The organism is Pseudomonas kairouanensis, from assembly GCF_004682055.1.
Classification (GTDB): Bacteria; Pseudomonadota; Gammaproteobacteria; order Pseudomonadales; family Pseudomonadaceae; genus Aquipseudomonas; species Aquipseudomonas kairouanensis.
The window spans coordinates 105,300-120,804 of sequence record NZ_QUZU01000014.1 but is presented as its reverse complement, the minus strand read 5'-3'; the positions used below and the strand labels follow the sequence as shown (position 1 = coordinate 120,804).

16 protein-coding genes are annotated in these 15,505 nt (G+C 58.8%); 4 read left to right on the top strand and 12 right to left on the bottom strand.

Going from position 1 to position 15,505, the window contains the following annotated elements:
- Positions 1 to 27: 27 nt before the first annotated feature.
- The 7 genes from argE to DYL59_RS13895 all read right to left on the bottom strand — a co-directional run bounded on the left by argE (position 28) and on the right by DYL59_RS13895 (position 7,162).
- Positions 28 to 1,176: an acetylornithine deacetylase gene (argE, locus tag DYL59_RS13930; protein ID WP_135289708.1), complete on the bottom strand. Its 1,149-nt coding sequence runs from the start codon at positions 1,174 to 1,176 to the stop codon at positions 28 to 30.
- The gene (locus DYL59_RS13925; protein WP_135289707.1) at positions 1,173 to 1,847 is read right to left on the bottom strand and encodes a DUF1028 domain-containing protein; all 675 of its coding nucleotides are present in this window, start codon (positions 1,845 to 1,847) and stop codon (positions 1,173 to 1,175) included. The genes argE and DYL59_RS13925 overlap by 4 nt, the downstream gene beginning before the upstream one ends.
- Before the next feature lie 9 nt (positions 1,848 to 1,856).
- Positions 1,857 to 2,588: a class II aldolase and adducin N-terminal domain-containing protein gene (locus DYL59_RS13920; protein ID WP_135289706.1), complete on the bottom strand. Its 732-nt coding sequence runs from the start codon at positions 2,586 to 2,588 to the stop codon at positions 1,857 to 1,859.
- 54 nt (positions 2,589 to 2,642) lie between these two features.
- Complete coding sequence (locus tag DYL59_RS13915; RefSeq protein ID WP_135289705.1) at positions 2,643 to 3,473, bottom strand: ABC transporter substrate-binding protein; 831 nt, start codon at positions 3,471 to 3,473, stop codon at positions 2,643 to 2,645.
- A gap of 28 nt (positions 3,474 to 3,501) precedes the next feature.
- The gene (locus DYL59_RS13910) at positions 3,502 to 4,374 is read right to left on the bottom strand and encodes a phytanoyl-CoA dioxygenase family protein (protein WP_135289704.1); all 873 of its coding nucleotides are present in this window, start codon (positions 4,372 to 4,374) and stop codon (positions 3,502 to 3,504) included.
- A 26-nt stretch (positions 4,375 to 4,400) separates the two neighbouring features.
- Positions 4,401 to 5,918 carry an amino acid ABC transporter permease/ATP-binding protein gene (locus DYL59_RS13905; protein ID WP_135289703.1) on the bottom strand — a complete coding sequence of 506 codons (1,518 nt, stop codon included), beginning with the start codon at positions 5,916 to 5,918 and terminating at the stop codon, positions 4,401 to 4,403.
- Between the two features lie 254 nt (positions 5,919 to 6,172).
- Complete coding sequence (locus DYL59_RS13895) at positions 6,173 to 7,162, bottom strand: LysR family transcriptional regulator (protein ID WP_135289702.1); 990 nt, start codon at positions 7,160 to 7,162, stop codon at positions 6,173 to 6,175.
- A 185-nt stretch (positions 7,163 to 7,347) separates the two neighbouring features.
- On the opposite strand from DYL59_RS13895, the gene DYL59_RS13890 reads away from it, so the two are divergent.
- From DYL59_RS13890 to DYL59_RS13875, 4 genes are read left to right on the top strand one after another with little or no spacing between them, the layout of a single operon-like run.
- Positions 7,348 to 7,770 carry a RidA family protein gene (locus tag DYL59_RS13890; protein WP_135289701.1) on the top strand — a complete coding sequence of 141 codons (423 nt, stop codon included), beginning with the start codon at positions 7,348 to 7,350 and terminating at the stop codon, positions 7,768 to 7,770.
- Positions 7,767 to 8,747: an NAD(P)H-quinone oxidoreductase gene (locus tag DYL59_RS13885; RefSeq protein ID WP_135289700.1), complete on the top strand. Its 981-nt coding sequence runs from the start codon at positions 7,767 to 7,769 to the stop codon at positions 8,745 to 8,747. Before DYL59_RS13890 ends, DYL59_RS13885 begins: the two co-directional genes overlap by 4 nt.
- Before the next feature lie 13 nt (positions 8,748 to 8,760).
- Complete coding sequence (locus tag DYL59_RS13880; RefSeq protein WP_135289699.1) at positions 8,761 to 9,207, top strand: type II 3-dehydroquinate dehydratase; 447 nt, start codon at positions 8,761 to 8,763, stop codon at positions 9,205 to 9,207.
- Between the two features lie 20 nt (positions 9,208 to 9,227).
- Positions 9,228 to 10,478 (top strand): flavin-containing monooxygenase, encoded by a 1,251-nt coding sequence (locus tag DYL59_RS13875; RefSeq protein WP_135289698.1) that lies wholly within the window; start codon positions 9,228 to 9,230, stop codon positions 10,476 to 10,478.
- Between the two features lie 64 nt (positions 10,479 to 10,542).
- On the opposite strand, the gene DYL59_RS13870 is transcribed toward DYL59_RS13875, so the two are convergent.
- From DYL59_RS13870 to DYL59_RS13850, 5 genes are all read right to left on the bottom strand, one after another.
- On the bottom strand, positions 10,543 to 11,040 hold the full coding sequence (locus tag DYL59_RS13870) for a hypothetical protein (RefSeq protein WP_135289697.1): 498 nt from the start codon (positions 11,038 to 11,040) through the stop codon (positions 10,543 to 10,545).
- A 9-nt stretch (positions 11,041 to 11,049) separates the two neighbouring features.
- Positions 11,050 to 11,763 (bottom strand): hypothetical protein, encoded by a 714-nt coding sequence (locus tag DYL59_RS13865; protein ID WP_135289696.1) that lies wholly within the window; start codon positions 11,761 to 11,763, stop codon positions 11,050 to 11,052.
- A 214-nt stretch (positions 11,764 to 11,977) separates the two neighbouring features.
- Complete coding sequence (locus DYL59_RS13860) at positions 11,978 to 12,844, bottom strand: hypothetical protein (RefSeq protein ID WP_135289695.1); 867 nt, start codon at positions 12,842 to 12,844, stop codon at positions 11,978 to 11,980.
- A 503-nt stretch (positions 12,845 to 13,347) separates the two neighbouring features.
- Positions 13,348 to 14,700 (bottom strand): hypothetical protein, encoded by a 1,353-nt coding sequence (locus tag DYL59_RS13855; protein WP_135289694.1) that lies wholly within the window; start codon positions 14,698 to 14,700, stop codon positions 13,348 to 13,350.
- A 100-nt stretch (positions 14,701 to 14,800) separates the two neighbouring features.
- On the bottom strand, positions 14,801 to 15,310 hold the full coding sequence (locus tag DYL59_RS13850) for a hypothetical protein (RefSeq protein ID WP_135289693.1): 510 nt from the start codon (positions 15,308 to 15,310) through the stop codon (positions 14,801 to 14,803).
- Positions 15,311 to 15,505 lie beyond the last annotated feature (195 nt).

Here is a 15,505-nt window from a genome sequence, read left to right as displayed (position 1 = left end):
AGTGATCGGGCCTGTGGTGGTAGGTACCTATACGCGTACGAATTCCACCACCCGCGCCAACATCCGGTCACACGCCTCCAATTGTTCAACACTGATAAATTCATCCGGCTTATGCCCCTGCTCCATGCTGCCGGGGCCACACACCACCGTGGGAATACCCGCCTGGTCAAACAGGCCGCCCTCGGTGCCGAACGCCACAGTGCCGAATTCCTGGGAGCCGCTGAACTGCGCCACCCACTCGGCGGCCTGGCTTTGCAGCGATGTCGCCAACCCCGGATAGCTGGACAGCTCACTGAAACTGATCGCCGTTTGCGCACTGACCGCCTGCATTGCGGGCAGCAGGGTCTGTTCGGCGTAGCGCTGCAATTGCTGGGCAACCTGCCAAGGATTTTGGGCTGGTAGCGCGCGCACTTCAAAATCGAAGCTGCAATTTTGCGGGACGATATTCAACGCCTTGCCGCCGTTGATCACACCGGTCTGCACGGTGGAAAACGGTGGATCGAAACGCGAGTCCAAATGCTGCGGCGCCTTGAGCCCTTCACCGAGCCGCACCAGTTCACCGATCAAGCGCGCCGCATATTCGATGGCATTCACGCCCGACGGTGCATAGGCCGAATGACACGCCGCGCCGTGTACCTCGCAGCGCACCGCCAACTTGCCCTTGTGGCCCAGCACCGGCTTGAGCTCGGTGGGCTCACCGATCACGCACAGCAGCGGCTTGACCGCTTGCCCATGGAACCTCTCGATCAACGCGCGCACGCCCAGGCAGCCGACTTCTTCGTCATAGGACAGCGCGATATGCACCGGCATGCGCAACGGCGCCGCCACCAGCGCGGGCACGCTGGCCAGCATGCAGGCGATGTAGCCCTTCATGTCCGCCGTGCCGCGCCCGTACAACTTGCCGTCCTTTTCCGTGAGTTCGAACGGCGCCACGCTCCAGCGCTGGCCGTCCACCGGCACCACATCGGTGTGACCGGACAACACAAGGCCCGGCACGTCTGCCGGGCCGATGGTCGCCAGCAAATTGGCCTTGTTCTTGTGCTCGTTGAACACCAGCTCGCAGGCTACGCCGTGGCCCTGCAGGTAGGTGCGCACAAAGTCGATCAAGGCCAGGTTGGACTCGCGGCTGGTGGTGTCGAACCGCACCAGTTGCGCCAGCAGCTCGCGGCTGTTCATCGGTCGTCTCCCGGCACTGCATAACCTGGGGCGATCTGCGGGTTGAGGGCTCGGTCGATGTAGGCCTGCAACTGCCCGCGATAGGCCTGCCACAGTTGATCAAGGGCGCCGATGGGGTCTTCATCGGCCCAATCTACGCGCAGGTTGATGATGGGCCACTGCACCTCATCCACCACGATCAACGCCGCCGAATGCACCGGCCCCGCTTCACCGCCTTGCGCCTGGCCGGTATGCATCGCCGCCAGCAACCGATCGGCCAAATGCCCCGGTGCGTTCTCAAACGCGCGCACCATGGCCTCGGTCACGCCCGGATTGGCGAGCATATTGCCCGCCGCTACACACTGCTCACCGCTGACAGCGCTGTGAATACCCAAGGTCTTGGCGCCACTGAAATGTGCAGTGCGCCCCTGGCTATCAATCACCGTCACCTGGCGATATTCACTGTGTGCCTGCCCGGCCAGAACGGCCAGCGCCTCATCTGGCGCCACGCCCTGCGCCAGCAAGTCCAATACTTGCGGCCCCAGGCTAGGCAAGGTGATGTTCTGCGACGCCACCGCGCCCACGCCCGGCTGCAGCCACGGGCAACGGGCGCCCACGGCGATGCTCGACGAACTGATGGCAATGCCCAACTGGCCCGTTTCAGCACAGCGGGCGACAACGGAAAAAGTCATGTGGAATCCTCAGTCGAGCACTGACGGGTCAGCGTCGATCATCAACTGCTTCATTTCTTCGAAATGCTGGCGCGAAAAATCCGCGATACCTTCCCAACCCCGTGCGGTTTTTTCCGCCACTTCATCGGACAACACCCGTAGCGGCTGCCCTGTGGACCAGGCCGTGACGAGGATCTGGCAGGAGCGCTCCAGGGTCCAAATGTCATCGAAGGCTTCACCGATGGACGATGCCGTCACCATCACGCCATGGTTGCCCATCAGCAGGCGGCTCTTGCCGTCCAGCAGCCCGGCCAGGCGCGCACCTTCGGCTTCGGTATCGGCCATGCCGCCATACAGTTCATCCACCGCCACGCGGTTGAAATAACGCGCAGTGTTCTGGTCAATCGGCGGGATATGCGGCTTGGCCAGGCACGCCACTGCGGTGGTGTACACCGGGTGCAGGTGCAGCACGGCGCGGGTTTGCGGCAGTAACCGATGGATCTGCCCGTGGATCGACCAGGCGGTGGCGTCCACGTTGGGGTGGTCGGGGCAGGACGCGTCATCCGCGTTGAGCAACAGCAGGTCGCTGGCGCGGATGCGCGAGAAGTGCTTCCACTTGGGGTTGAGCAAGAACTGTTTGCCATCGGCCGACACGGCCGCGCTGAAGTGGTTGGCCACCGCTTCGTGCATGCCCAGGTGGGCGATGATGCGAAAGGTCGCCGCCAGGTCGATGCGCGTCTGTTCTTCGAGGGATAACGCCATGAATCGGTCTCCACAGGGCGCGGCCGCACGGGAATGCGGCGCACGCTTAAAGGCTTACTGGGGCATCAGCGCCGCAATGTCGGCATCGGTGGGTGCCTGGAAGTTGTACTTCTTGAGCAGGGCGGCGTACTCAGGCGTGGCGCGGTATTTCTCCAGGCCTTCGAGCAGGGCTTTCTTGACCGCGTCATTGCCCTTCTTCACGCCAAAACCATTGAGCACCGGGTAGATCAGGGTGTCGGAAGAAATCACCACGCGGCTGCCCAGCTTGTCGATCACGCCACGGGCCACGGCGGCGTCGGTGATTTGCGCTTCAACGGCGTGGGCCAACAGCGCCTGGGTGGTTTGCGGGTCGGTGCTGTATTCGCTGATCTGGATCGGCTTCAAGCCCTTGGCCACGCAGTATTCGGTGGACAGCTTGTTCATCTGCGCCAGCCACGAGGTAGCGCCCATGGAGCCGATTTTGTGACCGCAGAACTCTTCCGGGGTCTTGGGCTGGAAGGTGCTGTCCTTGAGGGTCAGGATCGACTCACCACTTTTGAGGTAAGGGATCATGTCGATCACCTTGACCCGCTCGGCGGTGATGTACATCGATGAGTTGGTCACGTCGAAGCGCCCGGCTTGAAGGCCGGTGATCAGGTTGGGAAAGCGCGTGTCGAGGGTCTCGACCTTGCGCCCCATGACCTTGCCCAGACCGTCCATGAACTCGATATCGAAACCGGCAGGCTTGTTGTTATCCATGTACTCATAAGGGAAGAAGGTCACGTCGGAACCGGCGATGATCTTGCCTTCCTGCTGGAACGCCGAGGCCGCCAACGAAGTCATTGCAACCGCAGCACCCAACAGGCACACGGCAAGGGGACGAACACGCATACGAAACGCTGTCATGGTTTTTACCCGCAAGGTTTTTAGGAAGTTAGGCAGTGGCTGAATCTTGTCCGGCCTGTTGCACGAAGAACGAGGCGCCACGGGGTTTTTGCGGCAAGCGCATATGGTTGTCCGTGGAACGCACCAAGCCACTTTCTTCACCGGCCACCAGCAGGCCGGCATGTGCACTGGGCAACGGGTTTTCGCCGAATGGCAGCGCGTCTTCAGCGGCGTACACGCTGATGAAGAGGGTGCGCGGCAGTTCGGTCTCGTTAGGGCTGGAAGCATGCAAAAGACGGGTGTGCATAAAGCACACGGAGCCCGCCGGGCCGTAGCAGGCCACCGGTTGTTGGCAGTGTTCTTCGACCACTGCGTCGTCCACCGAACCGGTAAACCGTTGGTTTTGCCAATGAGACCACAGCGGGCCCTTGTGGCTGCCGGGGATCACATTCAGCGGGCCGTTTTGCGGGGTCACTTCGCTGACCATCAGCAAGGCGGTGACGATGTCGTCATTGCTGTGGGGCGTAAACAGAAAGTCCTGGTGCCACTTCACCTGGGTCGCGGTGTGGGGCAGCTTCGAATTGATCTTGCTGTGGTGAAAGCGCGTGCCATTGCCGCCGATAAGCTGCGCGGAGATCGCCGCCATGCGCGACTGCAACGCCACCCGCTCATACGCCGGGGAAATTTCGGTGGGCGAACTGACCCGGCGCAGCGACGGGTGATCGGCGCGGTGGTCGCCTTCGAGGTCAAAGCGTTCACGGCCATCCACGGTGGCGCCCCAGCCCTGGTCGTGGCTGCGGCTCTCTTCTACCCATTGATCAAAGTCGTGTTGCAGTGCAGCCACTTCGTCCAGCGTCAGTACGTCTTCGACCACCAAGAAACCGTCGCGCTGGAATTGTTCGATGTGCGATTGCGAGATCATTTTGTTTTTCCTGAACGTTAAAGAGGTCACGCCAGCGAGACGTCCTTGAGGAACGCCTCCACGCGTGGGTTGTGGCCGCTGCGCAAGGCGCCCGGCGTGTCGTCACAGACCACCCGGCCCTTCTCCATGAACACGATGCGGTCGGAGACCTTGAAGGCGAAGTTCATCTCGTGGGTGACGATCACCATGGTGATGCCCTCCTCGGCCAGGGCTTCGATCACTTGGAGCACTTCGTTGACTTTCTCCGGGTCCAGCGCCGAGGTGGGCTCGTCGAACAGCATGATTTGCGGGCGCATCATCAAGGCGCGGGCAATGGCCACGCGTTGCTGCTGGCCGCCGGACAATTGATGCGGGTACTTCCAGGCGTGGTCGAGCATGCCCACCTTGTGCAGCAGCGCGTACGCCTGTTGCTTGAGCTCGGCGGTCGTGCCCAGGCGGTGGTATTTGGGCGCCATCAGCAGGTTGTCGAGCACGCTCAAATGGGGGAACAGGTTGAAGCTCTGGAACACCATGCCGATGTTCAGGCGGTGCTCGGCGTGTTCGATGTACTGGGGTTTCTGCGCGCCAGCCTTGTTGAGGTGAATGAACGGCTGGCCGTTGATCTTGATCTCGCCGTTATCCAACTGCTCAAGGCCGTTGAGCAGGCGGATCAGGGTGGTCTTGCCCGAACCGGACGGGCCGATCACCGACACCACTTCACCGGGCTGGATCTGCAGGTTCACCGAGCCCAGTACTTCGATATCGTTATAGGCCTTGTGCAGCCGCGCCGCCTGCAACGCGGGTTCGCCATTGCTGGCCGGGCGCGCCAACGCCGTGCGCTGCTGGGTGGCCAGCGCCAACACTTGCGCATCCGGCACGCGGGAAACGTTGCGCTGGTTGACGTCGAGAAAGCGCTCCAGGCGTTTGAGCAAAAAGTCGAACACCGTGACGATGAAGACATAGAAGAACGCCACCGCCGCCATGGTTTCGATCACCAGGAAGTTTTGCGAATACAGGCGCTGGCCGACCATCAGAATCTCGGTCAGAGAAATCACCGACACCAGGGACGTAAGCTTGACGATGGAGATGTATTCGTTGGCCAGCGACGGCAAGGCCACCCGCAATGCCTGGGGAATTACCACGCGCCACTGGGTGCCGAAAAACTTCAGGCCCAGCGCCCGCGCCGCCTCGCCCTGGCCCTTGGGAATCGAGAGGAGGCCGCCGCGATGGATCTCGGCCACGTAGGCCGTCTCGCAGATGACCAGGGCCAGCAGGCCGGACCAGAACGGGTCGGCCAATATTGCCGAAGTGCCCGGCAGCGCCTGGGGCAAGTTGTAGATAAAGATCAGCAGCACCAGCAGCGGCAGGCTGCGGAACAACCAGATATAGCCACGGGCCGGCACGCTGAGCAGGCCATGTTTGGACTGCTTGGCCAGCGCCAGCAGAAAGCCGAGCGCAATGCTCAACACCCAGGTCAGGGTGCTGAGCTTGATCACCGTCCACGTCGCGCGCCAGAACTCGGCATCGCCCAGCAAACCAAACATGTAATTCCAGTCGAATGTCATCGTCGCTGTGCCCTAAGAAGTTGATCTACATCGATGGGTTCAGAGTCGTGGCGGGAGGCGGTTGGGGTCAATTCGTAAAAGCCGGGGCACTGGGTAGGTAGAACCTATGCAGCTCAATTTGGTGCTCGCCGGAATGGGTGGCGCATCGCACGCCACATTTCAGTGCAAAATAGACGGGCCGCTTTTCTGTAGGAGCGAGCTTGCTCGCGAAAATCCCAAGCCCTGCGCGTTGATTCAGGTTTCCCGCATTATCGTTAACGACCTTCGCGAGCAAGCTCGCTCCTACAGTCCCGCACCGCATGCGGGTCAAAAAAGCTCGGCGGCGCCATGCCGGGGATGTACTGATCCGAGACAAACATGCGGCAACGCTCGGCAAACGCCGACACCACCCTCGACAGCTGAGTGTTGCTGGCCGTGGCGTAGCCCAGTTGCATGGCACGATGGGAGCCGGCCAGGCGCAGGCGGATCACCCGCTTGCCGTCCTGTGACAGGTTGGATTTTGGCCGCGCATTCGCGAAGGAATAGCCAATGCCATTGCCCACCATGGCGCGCACCGTTTCGAGGTTGGTGGAACGCATGATGATGTTCGGCGTGGTGCCTGCCTGGATAAACAGACTGAGGAAATAGTCGCGGCTCCACGGCGTGTCCAGCAGCACCACCGGGTAGGCCTCCAGGTCTTGCATGGTCACCGCAGGCAGGTTCGCCAGCGGGTGATACTCGCCCACCATCACATAGGGCGGCAGCTTGGCCAGGGGTTGGAAGTCGATGTCGGGGCTGGTCACCAGGTCGTAGGTGAGAGCGATGTCCAACTCGCCGCTGCGAAGTTTTTCCAGCAGTTCCTCGTGGTTGCCTTCGGCCTGGGTCAGGCGTACGCCGGGAAACGCACGGCCAAAACCAAACACCAATTCCGGGGTGATCATGGGCGCCAGCGACGCCAGGCAGCCCACCCGCAACGGCCCGCGCACGGTGTTCAGCGACTCGGAGGCGATGGTGTAGAGGTTGGTCATTTGCTCCAGGATCAGCTTGGCTTCCTGCATCACCAGACGCCCCACTGCCGTCAGCGAAATGCCCTGGGCGTGGTGGCGGATAAACAGCTGGATACCCAGCTCCGCCTCCATGTGGGTGATTGCCGCCGAGATCGACGGCGACGACACATGGATGCGTTCAGCCGCAGCACTGATGCTGCCTGCCTCGCCGGACGCGACAAAATATTCCAGTTGGCGCTGAGTAATACGACTGAGCATCAGGCCTTCACCTCAACAATAAATGTACCGGTGGGCCGTTGCAGGGTTCGTGCCGGGTCACGCCGCTAACCGACGGCGTGCAGGGCTTCGGTTTTTCCTAAGCACTACCCCGCGCAAATGCTGGTTTCGCCAGCGGCATGGCGGTGTGAAGCTGGATCTATCCCGCTTCCAACGAGTTTTTCGTTATGCCGACCCATACCCGTATCCGCATGTTCAACACCAAAGAGACCTACCCCAACCAGAGCCTGGACAACGACCTGTGCCAGGCCGTGCGCGCCGGCAACACCATCTATGTGCGCGGCCAGATCGGCACCGATTTCGACGGCAACCTGGTGGGGCTGGGCGATCCGCGTGCCCAGGCCGAGCAGGCGATGAAAAACGTCAAGCAACTGCTTGAGGAAGCCGGCAGCGACCTGAGCCATATCGTCAAGACCACCACCTATTTGATCGACCCGCGCTACCGCGAGCCGGTGTACCAGGAAGTCGGAAAATGGCTCAAGGGCGTGTTCCCGATCTCCACTGGCCTGGTGATCTCGGGCCTGGGCCAGCCGGAATGGTTGATGGAGATCGATGTGATCGCCGTCGTGCCGGATGACTGGAGCGTATGAAAGCCGTGATCGCCCGTGAACCGGGCGGGCCTGAGATGCTGGCGCTGGTGCAACGTGAGGTGCCGACACCCGCTGCCGGCGAAGTGTTGATTCGCGTGGCGGCGGCCGGGGTCAATCGCCCCGACCTGATGCAACGCAACGGCGCACCGATCCCGCCCGGGGTGACTGATGTGCTGGGGCTGGAGGCGGCAGGTGTTGTCGTCGCGGTAGGCAGCGGCGTGGATGAATGGGTGGTGGGCGAGCGCGTGATGGCGCTGCTCAATGGCGGTGGCTACGCCGAGTATTGCGTGGCCCAGGCTGCCCATTGCCTGCCGGTGCCTGTCGGGCTGTCGCTGGAAAGCGCCGCAGGTGTGCCGGAAGCGGCCTTCACCGTATGGCACAACCTGTTTGAACTGGGCCGCCTGCGCAGCGGCGACACGGTGCTGATCCACGGTGCCGCCAGCGGCGTCGGCAGCTTTGCCGTGCAGTGTGCCCATGCCGCCGGCGCGCGGGTGATCGCCACCGCCGGCAGCCCGCAGAAGGTGGCGATGTTGCAGGCGCTGGGGGTGTGGCGCGCGATTGATCGGCATGTCGAGGACTTCGTCTGTGTGGTCAACGACTGCACCGACGGGCGCGGCGTGGAGGTGGTGCTGGATAACGTCGGCGGCCCCTACGTGGCACGCAACCTGGCGACGATGGCGATGGGCGGGCGGCATGTGAGTTTGTCGTTCCTGCAGGGCGCCAACATCGACTTGGATTTACAGGTGCTGATGCGCAAGAACCTGAGCCTCACCTCCTCGACGTTGCGCCCCAAAAGCCACGCTGAAAAAGCCCGGCTGGCGGTGTGTATTCGCTCGCGGATGCTGCCCTGGCTGGCGTCCGGCTTGGTCGCGCCACAGCTCCACGCACAACTGCCGCTATCCCAGGCCGCCGATGCCCATCGCTTGCTGGAAGCCAATGCCAATGTCGGCAAAGTCGTGCTGACCGTCGCGCAATAACCTGGAGCGCCCCATGTCCCATCGCGTGTTTTTCCTTAACGGGCCCAACGCCAACCTCTACGGGTTGGACTCGCGCGGCACCTATGGCAGTGAAAGCTTCGCCAGCATCGAAACGCGCTGCCAGGACCTGGCCGCCACCCTGGGCCTGAGCCTCGACTTTCGTCAGAGCAACCACGAAGGCGTGCTGGTGGACTGGATCCAGGAAGCACGCCTGCACGCCGACGCCATCGTGATCAACGCTGCGGGCTTGAGCTACAGCTCGGTGCCGATCCTCGATGCGCTGCTGGCGTTCGACGGCCCGATCATTGAAGCCCATATGAGCAATATCTGGAAGCGCGAGAGTTTCCGGCATCACTCCTACATCTCCAAGGCCGCTACCGGTGTGATCGCCGGGCTCGGGGCCTTGGGTTACGAACTGGCACTGACGGCGGTGGCCGAGATGCTGGGCCAGAACGCCTAATCACTTTTCAGGAAACGCTTATGTCCATCGAAAAAATCAACACCCTGGTAGTCGGCGCAGGCCAGGCCGGCGTTGCCATGAGCGAGCATCTGTCCCTGATGGGCGTGCCGCACATCGTGCTGGAGCGCCACCGCATCGCCGAACGCTGGCGCTCGGAGCGTTGGGACTCACTGGTCGCCAACGGCCCGGCCTGGCATGACCGATTTCCCGGGCTGAAATTCGAAGGCATCTCCCCCGAAGCGTTCCCGCCCAAGGAACGCATGGCCGATTACTTCGAAGCCTACGTCGACAAATTCCAGGCGCCGGTACGCACGGGCGTGGAAGTGCACGCGGTGGAGCGCCACGTTGGCCGCCCAGGCTTCAAGGTGAGCACCTCAGCCGGTGAGTTCGACGCCGCCAACGTGGTGGCGGCGACGGGCCCCTTCCAGCGCCCGTCCATTCCCAACATCGTGCCCACCAACGCGCCGTTGCATCAGCTGCATTCCTCGGCCTACAAGAACCCCGGCCAACTGCCCGAAGGTGCCGTACTGGTGGTCGGCGCCGGCGCGTCCGGTTCGCAGATCGCCGAGGAGCTGCAAAAAGCTGGCAAGACCGTGTACCTCTCCGTCGGCGAACACTACCGCCCTCCCCGCGCCTACCGTGGCCGTGATTACTGCTGGTGGCTGGGGGCGCTGGGGTTGTGGGATGAAGTGAAAATCCAGCCGAAGAAAAAGCACGTGGCGTTCGCGGTCAGTGGCTATGAAGGCGGCAAGACCGTGGACTTTCGCCGGTTAGCGCATCAGGGCATCAACCTGGTGGGTGTTACCCAAGATTGGAACGCAGGGGTCATGACGTTCCAACCGGGCCTGGCCGAAAACGTCGCCGAAGGGGATCGGGCGTACTTTGATGTGCTGCGCGATGCCGATGCCTATATCGAGGCCAACGGGTTGCCGTTTCCACTGGAGCCGTCTGCGTGGGAGTTGTTGCCCGATCCGCAGTGCCTGGTGGAGCCGATCCTGAGCCTGGATTTGGAAGCCGCCGGGGTGACCACCATCCTGTGGGCCACCGGTTTCAAGTTTGATTTCAGCTGGTTGAAGGTGGATGCGTTTGATGAAAAAGGCGAGCCGTTCCACAAGCGTGGGATTTCGGCGCAGAGCGGGATCTACTTTTTGGGCCTGCCGAATCTGGTGAACCGGGCGTCGTCGTTTATTTATGGGGTGTGGCACGACGCTAAATACGTGGCGGACCATATCGTTTTGCAGAATGACTATATGAACTACAGCAAGGCTTGACGCCTTGCTTCGTCATACCTGTTTTTGCAAATCAACCGATCACTGAGTGCTCAGTGGTCGGCGCTTATTCGTTCGCTTCCACCGTCACACCGATAGAATAAAACGTCTCCCCCGTTTTAATTCGGGTACCACTTTGGGTTCGAGCCGATACGTCGAACGGTGCATTTTCAGACGTGAACTTATTCGACTGCGACGGGTTGTACTTATAATATTTTGAGACCCTTGCAGGCCTATTGAATGTCGACCGTTTGATCTTGTCAGGGAACAAAGTTGCACAACCACCAATAGTGTCGACCAGGCCTTTGTACTGAGAGTCCATTTGCGCGCTACTGGGCACATCCCATGTACAGGTGTACTCGGGAAATTCGCCGGGGTTGATGATGCACTCTCCAGCGCCGGGTAAACGATAGGTGGAGGTGTACTCATTGAACGCCGAATCGTACGCACCCCGCCAATCCGAGAAACCGCTGCCCAGTTTATCGACTACTTGCTTCAGGTCACTGCACACATCCGCCTGAACACTCACCGATGCACACAACAACACCAGTCCGATCACCTTCATATCTCACCTCTACGAGAGTAATTGCTGAGCAAACTGCCGCGTAAATTTCATTATTTGCGGGATGGGCTGGGGCGCAGTGCTTTGAGCGATCATCTGAAAACCAAACCTGAACGCAAGCAACCGTTGCTGGGGGGTTCCATGAAAATTGGGATCATTGAAGTCGTATCCGCCCATGCTGAAAACGGAGTTTGATGCATGGGCAAAGTCCCCCATCTTCTGTTGCGCGCGGTGCATGGATTGGACGTAGGTTAACGACATGTTACTCATCGAATCCATAATGAACCGATGTGCCATAACGCACCCCGCCAGCGCATCTGCCTGCAGCTCCATCAACGTAACGGGCATGGCCCCAAAGTAATTGAACTGTGCAATGTGGCCAAATTCATGGGCATGAATGAGAATCGCCGCCCCCTCCCAGGTTGCCGGGCTTTTCTGATACTCCGAGTTGAGCAGGTGCCACCCCAGTAAGATGGTTCCGTTTTGACTCGAAGGCAGCAGGTTTTGCGCAACGGCGAACGCATTAAGCGCCGTCGCGTCATTGATAAACCCCAGCCCGGGTGAAAGCTGGTAGACGTGTTTCAGCAGGTCATTGAACGCATGTGCCTTGGATAACAACTGAGCGGGAATTTGCTGGTCAGGAATCAATATGTTCGACAACCCACCATTGTTCAAAGCGCTGCCCTGAAATGAACATCCACGGGTGCTTCCGATTAGGGCGGACATCGTCTGAGGTTGCCCTATGGGGGCGGATGGCCAACCCGAGTCTGCGCCTTGAGAGTGGCCGTCGGTCTGATCGGAGCGGTGGTCTTGCCCAGGCCATGCCGCGTGAGCACACGACTGTTTTGTCACCCCCAGGTAAGCCGCGGATAAAAAGGGCAAAAAGCGTAGGGCTTCTCTTCTGTTCATGCTTGGCTCCAAAGGGCGCAAATGCTGCTTGTTAAAGGGCACTCAACTCTCCGGGCATCACACATCGGTTCTGTTGACTCAGCTGGGATCTAAGGGCTGCAATCAACCCCAGCTTTGTGGGGGTTTGGATCTGTGGCTGGGTAACGAATTCGACAAATTGCTGAACGCGCGCTGAGCTCAAATTGCAGTCACCAAACAACGCTTCGGCAACTACCCAATCCGAGACCAGGGATGCCCTCATACCGTTGATCCCCCAACCTGGTTCATTACGGATCGCCAATACGGCTTGTTCGAACGCATTTCGTCCGTCCTGTGCCCGACCTCTAAGAAACATGAGCCTCGCTTTGTAGCGCAGCGCTTCGGCCTGCAAGGTCGGTATCGATTTACGTGAAACCGCTTCGTTCACCAGCCTCTCGGCACTGTCCCAGTCATAGAAGTTCATGGCTTCAGCAATCAAAACGATCAATTGAGGAATACCGGCCGAATCCCCGACCTCGGGTAACAACGACGTCGCGTATTGAATGTTGATCAGCACCTGCGGTGTTACCATGGAATTCAATGCAACTTTCATCTCCTCGTTGTTGGACTGGTAATTGACCTGAAGCATGGACTGCCGCAAGTTCGATACGGCACTGACGGTCTTATTGAACTCTGCCATATTTTTAAGCGCGCTTTCCTTGGGCTGGGTCCAGAACACATTGAAGACTGACACTGCACTTAACAGGATGCCTATCATCAACGCCAATAAGCTCCCTCGTTTTTGAAATTTTTCGAGCAGGCTGGTCTCCTTGGGCGTTTCCAGCAACTTCAAGCGCGCATCAAAAGCATTGAAGGTTGACGCAATAAGCGATGGATCTTGCACATGACTGTCCGTTTCAGCCCCGAAGTCTCCCACCATTTGATTAATCTCCGCGCTTGCAATCGGCCGCCATTTGGCGGCGCAGGATGAAACCTCTTTCCCTCCCACAGCAAGTTTAGAGAGGCCCGCCAGTCATTAAGCAGGGCTATTATTCGCCTGGCTATTTGTAGCAGTACGCCATGTAGATTTAGCAGTGGCCAGACGTTTACGCCACGCGCCGGTTATAGTTAATTGCTATAGATACATCACTGGCTATTCGGAGAATGACAGACTGTCTCTTTCGTGAAACAAGCCGCCCTTATAATTCTCACCAATGAAACAACGTCACGCTTAACGTATTAAGTTAGCGTTCCTTTATTCATTGCACTTCGGCTTAAAACACGTTCCTGACCCTGGCTTTTTACACACCTGGAATTTAGGCAACCCTACAATCGCGCACCCTCCCGTGCCGGGTGGTGCTTGTCAGCTACCTCCAGGACGATGGAACTTGGTTAAGGCATGAGGGCTATCCAGCACTATAGGGCGCGACTCGTCGCGAACATTCAAGATTTGAAATTGCGCAAAACCTGGAACAGGCTGCTCACCCATTTGGGTTGTATTCCGAGAGGGCCGCGACTGCTGGCGATGACCTCCACCAATGAGCGAACTCTCACCCGGCGCACCGCTAATGCTTCCTCAGTGGCTTGCGCTGTGCGATTGCCAAGCCTGCGCGGCAAGAGGCGTACATCACCGGTGGTTTCGTCGAGGCTGTAGCCGGCGTCCTTGGCTTGCTTGGTCAGCGTGCGCAGGCCATTGACGACTTCGGTGAGCGCTGTAGAGGCCGGGAGCCGTATGTCCTTGTGAACGGTGCGGATGACATGATTCCCAACCTTGCCCCAATCCAGGGTGGAAAATTCACTGCCGAGCGGTGGCTGATCTGCGCCTTCGCCGGAGAACTTGTTCACCATCCGCTCCAGGAAGGGTATGCCCCCCGCGTGTAGGAGCGCTCCGAAACCCGGATCCAGAATATAGCGAACAAATCCCGGATCAAGGCGGGTGCTGTTGATCGCCGAACCGTTCAGGATGCGCGAAGCGATTGCGCTGTCCTCTGGCGTGAAGTCAAACGTCACCTTGTAGCCATCCGAGTCATAACTGCCGGTATTGCTACTGAGCATCTGACGCCCGTCGCTGTAATTACGGAAGTTACCCAGTGTATTGGCCAACCGATCGACGAATGACAGATCCGCACCCTCCGCCTGGGCAAAAGCATACATATCCGCGATCAAGGCACGATCATCATGGTTGAGAAAATTTCCAGGCCTCAAAGAGGCGTTGTACAACGTCGCAGGCGGGAGCGCCACGGGCGGTTCGCTGCCACCAAAATAACGCGAAATCAAGATTTCACGACCGTTGACGGCAGCCGCTTTCGGACTCAAAACCTCAGGAGCGGTCGCCGATTGCACGGCCTCCCACGCTGCACGTCGTTCATTAATCGTAAAAGCGCCGCCCTCATCGTGGGCAATCAGATTGAGTTGATCACGCGTTAGCCCTTTAAACGGGTTGCTGTCAGCGCCGTTGACAAAACCCGTCGCCTGGCGGGCGCGCGCCAAGAGTTCTGCGTGATTAGTCGTTGGTGTTTCTGCATCATGCCGCACTTTGTTGGCGAAATACTTGTCGTCTTTTATTGGGTCAAGTGGGTCGGTCCCCCTTTGTCCCACACGCGCTTGGGCCCGTGTTGCCGCATCGCTCAGTTGACGGGCCAGAATCGAGACGGTGGCAGTGTCGTCGCTATTAGTTGAAGCAACGGACGCATTCACATTGTCATCATCCGGCATGGCCGCGGGTAATGCCGCACCAACGGTTTTACTTGCCACATTACCGTTAGATACCAATGTATAAGTATTGATTGTCGTCATGAGTATTCACCTTGCAATAGGTGTGTGAATTTCAGTTTTGAATCCCTTAATTCCACATAGAGAATACTTACCACCCAAAAGGCCTTGGGCGTTTGAGAGCTTATTGGTAACGATATCGAAAGGTCACAGAGTCGATGCCGGCGGGACGAGCATAGGGACGCTCACCTCCTAGCACATGATGCCTGATCTCAACCACAGAACCACGGTCAAAGGGCTGGTCGTTAAAATACATAACCTCCCCCGATGAGTTAGGCTGAATGGGCACACAACTGCGCTCAGAACTATAGGGGCGGTAGTAGCAAAGCTCCACGGTATCATTGAGTATTCCAGGATAATAAGTGGTACTCCATAGAATCCCCAGCAACTGTTTTTGCTTAAGGCTAACTGCGCGAGGAATGTCCACACCTAAAATGCTAAACCGAGAAAAACCCACACCCGGTTCAACATTGGAAATAGACACTATCAATACGGCGTCAGGCGCCTTCGACTTAGTAATCGTCTCCTCACCCGCAAAAGCAGAACCCGCTTCAAAAATCATTAAGGCAGAGAGTAACGCGAGCCAAAAAAACTTTACCCTCATATCGATGATTGACACAGTCGAGCTTTTCATAATCACCACCTTCAAATCAGAAGTTAAATCTCCAATTTCAAATCAAACCAAACCAAACCAAACCAACTGTAAGAGTCACACCCCTACCCTTGCACGAATCATTAACCAAATAAACCCACCCACTTCCTAAAATCACGAAGGACAACTCTGTCAGACTCACAAGTAGGAACTTGCAAGTAACTTCCTAGTCCCGCC

What these genes read in the sequence shown, in the direction of transcription:
- argE (WP_135289708.1), bottom strand. Translation starts at nt 1,176, where the DNA reads ATGAACAGCCGCGAGCTGCTGGCGCAACTGGTGCGGTTCGACACCACC.
- DYL59_RS13925 (WP_135289707.1), bottom strand. Translation starts at nt 1,847, where the DNA reads ATGACTTTTTCCGTTGTCGCCCGCTGTGCTGAAACGGGCCAGTTGGGC.
- DYL59_RS13920 (WP_135289706.1), bottom strand. Translation starts at nt 2,588, where the DNA reads ATGGCGTTATCCCTCGAAGAACAGACGCGCATCGACCTGGCGGCGACC.
- DYL59_RS13915 (WP_135289705.1), bottom strand. Translation starts at nt 3,473, where the DNA reads ATGACAGCGTTTCGTATGCGTGTTCGTCCCCTTGCCGTGTGCCTGTTG.
- DYL59_RS13910 (WP_135289704.1), bottom strand. Translation starts at nt 4,374, where the DNA reads ATGATCTCGCAATCGCACATCGAACAATTCCAGCGCGACGGTTTCTTG.
- DYL59_RS13905 (WP_135289703.1), bottom strand. Translation starts at nt 5,918, where the DNA reads ATGACATTCGACTGGAATTACATGTTTGGTTTGCTGGGCGATGCCGAG.
- DYL59_RS13895 (WP_135289702.1), bottom strand. Translation starts at nt 7,162, where the DNA reads ATGCTCAGTCGTATTACTCAGCGCCAACTGGAATATTTTGTCGCGTCC.
- DYL59_RS13890 (WP_135289701.1), top strand. Translation starts at nt 7,348, where the DNA reads ATGCCGACCCATACCCGTATCCGCATGTTCAACACCAAAGAGACCTAC.
- DYL59_RS13885 (WP_135289700.1), top strand. Translation starts at nt 7,767, where the DNA reads ATGAAAGCCGTGATCGCCCGTGAACCGGGCGGGCCTGAGATGCTGGCG.
- DYL59_RS13880 (WP_135289699.1), top strand. Translation starts at nt 8,761, where the DNA reads ATGTCCCATCGCGTGTTTTTCCTTAACGGGCCCAACGCCAACCTCTAC.
- DYL59_RS13875 (WP_135289698.1), top strand. Translation starts at nt 9,228, where the DNA reads ATGTCCATCGAAAAAATCAACACCCTGGTAGTCGGCGCAGGCCAGGCC.
- DYL59_RS13870 (WP_135289697.1), bottom strand. Translation starts at nt 11,040, where the DNA reads ATGAAGGTGATCGGACTGGTGTTGTTGTGTGCATCGGTGAGTGTTCAG.
- DYL59_RS13865 (WP_135289696.1), bottom strand. Translation starts at nt 11,763, where the DNA reads ATGTCCGCCCTAATCGGAAGCACCCGTGGATGTTCATTTCAGGGCAGC.
- DYL59_RS13860 (WP_135289695.1), bottom strand. Translation starts at nt 12,844, where the DNA reads ATGGTGGGAGACTTCGGGGCTGAAACGGACAGTCATGTGCAAGATCCA.
- DYL59_RS13855 (WP_135289694.1), bottom strand. Translation starts at nt 14,700, where the DNA reads ATGACGACAATCAATACTTATACATTGGTATCTAACGGTAATGTGGCA.
- DYL59_RS13850 (WP_135289693.1), bottom strand. Translation starts at nt 15,310, where the DNA reads ATGAAAAGCTCGACTGTGTCAATCATCGATATGAGGGTAAAGTTTTTT.